The organism is Oceanobacillus aidingensis, assembly GCF_042654105.1.
Taxonomy (GTDB): Bacteria; Bacillota; Bacilli; order Bacillales; family Amphibacillaceae; genus Oceanobacillus; species Oceanobacillus oncorhynchi.
The window spans coordinates 1-6689 of record NZ_JBHSFT010000035.1 but is presented as its reverse complement, the minus strand read 5'-3'; the positions used below and the strand labels follow the sequence as shown (position 1 = coordinate 6689).

Here is a 6689-nt window from a genome sequence, read left to right as displayed (position 1 = left end):
TATCTTTCCTGAGCCAGAGCCTGGTCAGTAAGATGGGATAAGGATAAAATAATGGACCCACCTAATTTTTATAAAATTGGTGTCTTGACAATGGGGTCCACTTTAGAAATAGGTAGATTAGAGTTCGCCAACTGAAGATTTCTAGAAGCTAACATTGCCGAATTTACACTTCTAAAGTCCTTCTCTTTAAGCCCAATCCTATTTGACTTTAAAAAATCTATTGTAGTATCTACAAAATTATATTTAATATAGTCACTTCGATGTGCCCATTCAATTATTAATGAACATATTGCTAAAAGTCGCTCAATTTCCCACATGCCTATATTTTGCTCTCCATTAATTGGTGACGCAATCACGTATTCTAACAAAAATTTTGTTGCTATTGAATTTCTATTATCATCATTTAATTGCTTGAAAAATAGATCTTTTTCTTGAGCGGAAAGAGCTATATTATTATTGTAGGATGATTCTCTTCCTAATTGTTCGGGAAGGAGTGTTTCAATTTGAGCTATCAAAAATTTCAACAATTGCTTTTTATTGAATACACTTGCTTCTTTTTCTAAGATAGAATATAAAAAACCAACTATTTTATTACAAAATTGAGGATTGTCTTTCTTGGAAATGGCACCATATATATATCCTTGTTTTTTTAAGTATTCTCCTAACTCATCCAACAATTGATTAGTCTCATATTCACTAATTTTTAAAAGTTGAAATCCTTGAGTAGGAACTTTAAGTTTTCCATTATCATCAAGAAGTAACCCCATCATTTTTTTCTTGTAATCTGGATAAAATATTTGATCGAAAACTTCTAAGTTGACAGTTTCCAAAGTGCCAACAAGTTTACTAATGAGCTTTCGTTCATAACTATTTGTTTTTGCCAATCCCATTTTTTGATAAACTTGTGAAGTGATTTCCCATATAATAAGATTTTCTGTTTTGCTTACACTTATTACAGGTGCTTCATTATTAACTTCGTTCGTTAGATAATATTTTTCCAAATCTTCCTCTATGCGCAAATAAATCACATAATTACTAGTAAGTTCATTTATTGAATAGTATTGTTCCAACCAGTATGAAACCAAATCAAAACTGTTAAATAATATGTCAATTTCTTCACGAATATCAAATGTTTCAGTAATGATTTCTATAACTTTTTCATTTTTTGTTTTAATAAAACATCTAAACCTTTGACCGGATGAATGATTAGTTAAATATCTGTTACTAAACTCTTCTTTTCTAGAAGTATGCCAATTTCCATCAAACATAGAATAAAACAATCGTTCACTAGATTTTTGCTGAGCTTTTAAATAGTAATCTGCGGTTTCTTCTATCCCCATGTGAAGGTTCATTTCTCTGTAATCTATATTATCATCTACATAAAATGATAAATCATTCTCAGAAAATATAATGGCAGGTATAAAATCCCCGTCACCAAATGTCCCTATCAATTTTGGTTCGAGTAGTTGCATCTTAGCTCTCATAAATCTAGGTAAAAATATATCATCGGTTTCTACTTGTGAGATTGCTCTAAGCTCCATTGCTGTAAATCGAGCAGTTGGAATGTTTTCATATAGACTATTTCGTTTTATTGAAGCAGATACACTTCCCCCTATAGTATGAGCCACTATAACTATAAATAATTGATCATTTCTCACATCACGATTGTTTAATTTTTTTACTATTAATTCTAATCTACTTGCTATTCTTTCTGAATGATTCATATTTTCGTTTACACCGCTAAAAATGCCAAAAGCTATGAGTAATTTATCATTGGTAACATTGAAAATTGTCTCTTTATAGCTTCTCTCATTCAATAACTCTATATCAAAACTACCATCAGCAATTTTTTCATGATTCAGACCTTTGAAGGACTTTCTGACATCATTCCAAATCTCTTCAAAAACATATTCTTCTGGCATTAAAGACACAACTTTATTGTATAATGCGTTTGCAATAGATGTTACGTCTAATATGAGTATACCTTTCCCCGTATCCAAATATGGATGTGTTAAAAAAAGATGTTGATCCTGAGAAAATGGTTTTTGCTTATCTAAATCAATGTCCTCTTTCTTTATCGATATTTCACTTACCCCATTCAAAGTTTTATCTAAATTGACAAATCCTATATAGCTATCGAGCTTGGCTTTATCAGGAATAAATATTTCTCTGTTAATGGATAACAACTTTTTTGGAGTTTGACATTTTTCACAAACATTAGTAGAAACAATAAGGTTATCATTCAATAAAACAGAAATATATTTATTTTCTTCTTCAGATATTTCTACCTGACTTGAAAGAAATATAGACTGAATTACCATTTTCAAATTATATGAGCTTGTCAAATTTATCCCAGGCATTACTTTATGATTCCCATAAAATTGAATATCATCTATATAGGGATTATCCAGTGGATCAATAGCCATTTTAGATTTTAACTGATTGACCGATTGAATTACCTTTTTAAACTTACCATAACTCATTGAGATGCCTTCAAAATTCCAGGCATTTTTTGACAACCAGTTCAGAGTAGCAGTGGTTATTGCATCTATTAGTACGGCTTTATCTCTATTTTCAAATGGAAGCCTTAGTGCGGAAAGTCTTTGTAACAATTCTCTTTTATCATACTTATCTAGCTTTTTTACTATTTCCTGAATTTTAATATTATCTAGTTCTCTAATTTCTGATAAAGGATTAGACAATGGCCTTTCAAAAAGAGAACTAAAAATTTCACTATCTAAATCAAGTTCCCTGTTATCTCTAATTAATTCAAATGCACCCTCTTTCTTATCGTCCAGCATAATCCCCTTCTCTCAGTCTATTTTTTTTGCAGTCAATTAGATTTAGCGTTACTTGAAACTTAATCATCGGCTTTTTCTAAAAGCGTTTGATATCTTATTAATCGACATTTTTAACTTAACTACAGTTTCTATTCGTCAACCTTTTTACCTTAGCCCATTTTTGATACTGAACGGCTAAATTAAGCTGGTTATTTCATCTAATACTTCAATCAATTTCTCCATATCATTTTCTATAATATTGAATATATCGTTAAAATTTTGCTGAGTTTGAAATTCTACCATACTAATAAAAAAATCATTTGTCATTTCCATCTGAGCATTATCTTCGGAAAACCTATAGTGATATATATTGCTTCTTAAATTATTATTCAGAAAAATACTATTGAAATCTATAAGCACATTGTCTATGATTTCTTTATTTGTATTATTCAACGGAAACTTATTATTTTTGATAAGAAATTCTATTGTTTTTACAGATTGATAATATACAATCATTTCTATTCTAAATCTTAAAGCGTGATTCTTCTCAATAATTAGAGGTATTATATTTAACGAAAAAGATAGTTGGCACTTTAAATTAAAAAGATATAATGTAGAATTCTTATCGTCAGAACTCATAAAAACATTTCTTTTTGCTTCATTTGAAAAAATAAAATCTTTTTCTAAAAAATTACTATCAATAATATTCACCTTACATTTTTTAGACTCAATTTTTGGCATTAAGTTTCCCTCTATTTGAGAAGCAAAAGAGTTAATGTAAGAAGATTGAATTTCACTAAAATTCCTAATAATCGGACCTAATCTACTATCAGTAATATCATTATTAGTCATTTTTCTAAACATATCTTGATAAATTGATAATTGACTTGTATTTGCAAAAGCAGCACCCTTATAAAAATAAACACCCAAACCTGGTTGACCGAATATTGATACATAGCATTTTTGTAATATATTATAGTCCTTCGTTAGCGCATTATTAAAACTTAAGAGTTGTTTATCAATTATCTTAATAGCATTTGAAATTTTTTTATCTGTTAACAGTTTAATGCTTGCTCTATTCCGAGACATCAATTTAGTAAAACTTACTTCATCAATTAGCCCTAAGCTTTCTGAAAGCTTGGAATTCTCTTCACTAAACAAATTATCAATTCCATCACACAATAGCGATAGAAAAGGGGAGATAGACATTGAAACTAAACTTTGCGCTTCCGCTGGTAAATTGAGAATTCTATATATCATTTTCTTAGATTCATATAATTCATATAAAAGTTGTCTTCTAGAAATATCTAATAGGTTCATCATAGTAACCCCCATTCTTCAATACATTGTATCATTGTTTATTATGTCTTTCGTTTTATATGTTAATTACCCTTCCATCTAGCTGCATTTTCATCAGAAATTTTTATGTTAATCTTTCCACTTAAACCATCTGTAACTGATGCTGCGATAATCTGTTGGTATTTTAGACAACTTGATTTGTCTCCAAATATAAAAAAACTGACATCATTGTCACACATTAGCTTGTTTATCTATAAAACTTCTGCAATACGAGCCATAATATATTCAACACACGGTAGGGCAATCGCATTTCCAATTGCTTTATATCTAGTATAATCACTAATCGTTTCATCTTTATTTATACCCTACAGCTGTCTAACCCTCTGGTAAACCCATTAAACGTTCGCATTCTAGTGGAGTGAGTTGTCGGATATAGCCTTCTTTTTCTTTCCCTTCGTACCAGAAAGAAAAGTTATTGACTGATCCCGCTAACAAAGTGGGGAAGGGATCGTTGGCTTTTCCAAAGCTTCCTTGGAATCCTTTTTCATTTTTTTCTTTGGCAGTACTTCGCATTCTTCTTTCTTGAAAGGGTCGGACGATAGGTATTTTCCTCCTTGCTTTTCGAGTAAGTGTTCTACTGGTAATGGGGGAGGCCAACCCGCTCTTTCCGCAAGACGTAAAAACCGATTGCAAATTGCGGGCTTTAAATAGTATTTCTTTGGCACGTGTTCCTCTAAAATCTGCCACGAGGAAGATACGTCTTCTTCTTTGAGTGAGAGTGGTCTTTCCCAAATATTGGGCGTCCAACAATCGCCAGCACACATCAATGTCATTCCCTCGCACCATTCCGGCGTTTGACCATGTTCCAGAAGCAGGCATTGGAATTTCGGTATTTGTGAAAGATTCCAGCACGGCTTTAAAATCCATCCGGTTATTTGATGAAAAAGCTCCCATGACGTTTTCCAAAACAGCGATAACTGGATATAATCCATTGGTTGCGCACCTCATTTCTTCAATAATTCGTAGGGCATGGTAAAATAAACTGGATTGTTTTCCTGCGAGACCTTCACGTTTTCCGATATTGGATAAGCTCTGACAAGGGGAACCGAACGTAATAACATGGACAGAAGGAATTTTCCCACCATTTATTTTGTAATGTCACTGAGATGAAACATATTAGGGAAATGCCGTTTGGTAATGGAGATAGGTGCTGTTTCAACTTCACTTGCCCATGTTGGTGTGATTCCATAACTGGAAGCTGCGAGAGGGAGACCCCTATACCATCTAAAGAGACTTCCAATTGTTAAATTTGTATTATAATCCTTTTTAATCATGGCGTCTTTCAATATTTTACCTCCAATTTAATAACAAAAAAACGCCATCTGTAGGAGAACACCATCCAAATGACGTTAATTATGCTTATTGAATTAAAAAAGTGCAAAAAGGAAAATTCATTTTCAAATCACTATTTAAGATTTGAATTTTTCACTACAAAAGACACGCTTCGATTAAAACTTCTTTTGTAAAGATATACGTACAGTAGTAAAACTAACTGTGACCCACATTCATTGTATTAAATTTGCAACTTTAATTATTTTTATATTATGACTCTAATTTAAAATGAAGCTTGTTTATATTTTACTTTATTGAGTTTTTAGCATTTTTCCAATGTTTATTAAAGTGGTTTTCAGCATTATTTGATTTAAAACATTGTTTCATTATATTTCTAATTTCTTCTCTAGTCTTTCCATTCAAATCAGCTTCTAAGTCTGGGAAGTAATGTGAGTTTGTGTTAAATAAATTTTTAGCATCCTTATTATCTTTATAAAAACCTTCTATTCCATTAAAAATAGTATAAGTTTCAATAATTCTTCTAATCGGATTAAGCATCATCTCAGTTTTATCTTCATTAAATAAAAAAACAAGTTCATGCCACATTGCTTCATAGTTTGTTTTAAAATCTTGGTTATTATTCATTATTTTAATAATCTGTGATTGTTTATTATCAGATAAAAGTCTGTAAAAATTATTTTCTTCAAAAGGATTTTTTCCATTCCTTCCATTTTTGGCTTCAAGAGAACAGTTTAGATAAAAGAATACATTATGAGTTAATAATATGAATTTGTCTGCACTATTCCTCTTTTGGCAGTTTTTCATGAGAAGATGCAACTCGTCAACAATGAGATATTGCATAGTATCGTCATTTGAATTCATAGGATCATCAAAGACAATTATTCGATTTTCTTTTTCAGAGGATTCATCTATTTCATTTAATTTTTCAATAAAATATAGGAATGCAATAATATTTTTCTCCCCCGTTGATAATTCTTTTATAGTACGAATTTCTCCGTTAGTTCCTTTTACTTCATAAAATTCTTGTTCATTTTCTTCTTTACGAAATAATTCAAAGGTAACTGATGTTTTTAATTTTTTATTAATATTTTCCGCGAGCTTTCTAGTGTTTTTTGTTTGTTGTAAGAGTTTCGAAATATCTTCTCGAAGCTTCTGTGAGCGTCAAGTAGAAATGAACACTTTTTGCTAATTAAATTTGGACACTTTATTCCATAAAAATGGAAGAACGGTGTTTCATTCGGTAACTATCATCATCAT

General features: G+C 30.8%; 4 protein-coding genes and 1 pseudogene. All 5 read right to left on the bottom strand.

Annotated features, from left to right (window positions below):
* Positions 1 to 68 precede the first annotated feature (68 nt).
* Positions 69 to 2801: a hypothetical protein gene (locus ACFO3P_RS14610; protein ID WP_379542478.1), complete on the bottom strand. Its 2733-nt coding sequence runs from the start codon at positions 2799 to 2801 to the stop codon at positions 69 to 71.
* 174 nt (positions 2802 to 2975) lie between these two features.
* On the bottom strand, positions 2976 to 4100 hold the full coding sequence (locus ACFO3P_RS14605; protein WP_289585187.1) for a hypothetical protein: 1125 nt from the start codon (positions 4098 to 4100) through the stop codon (positions 2976 to 2978).
* A gap of 354 nt (positions 4101 to 4454) precedes the next feature.
* A complete protein-coding gene (locus tag ACFO3P_RS14600; protein WP_289585195.1) occupies positions 4455 to 5195 on the bottom strand; it encodes a DNA cytosine methyltransferase in 741 nt (246 codons plus the stop codon).
* A 29-nt stretch (positions 5196 to 5224) separates the two neighbouring features.
* Positions 5225 to 5425, bottom strand: coding sequence for a hypothetical protein (locus tag ACFO3P_RS14595; protein WP_289585186.1), 201 nt, complete (start codon positions 5423 to 5425; stop codon positions 5225 to 5227).
* Between the two features lie 292 nt (positions 5426 to 5717).
* A pseudogene (locus ACFO3P_RS14590) lies at positions 5718 to 6578 on the bottom strand (AAA family ATPase); the annotation flags it as partial.
* Positions 6579 to 6689 lie beyond the last annotated feature (111 nt).

Excerpts from the sequence above, each read along its gene's own strand:
- ACFO3P_RS14610 (WP_379542478.1), bottom strand. The coding sequence starts at position 2,801 with ATGCTGGACGATAAGAAAGAGGGTGCATTTGAATTAATTAGAGATAAC.
- ACFO3P_RS14605 (WP_289585187.1), bottom strand. The coding sequence starts at position 4,100 with ATGAACCTATTAGATATTTCTAGAAGACAACTTTTATATGAATTATAT.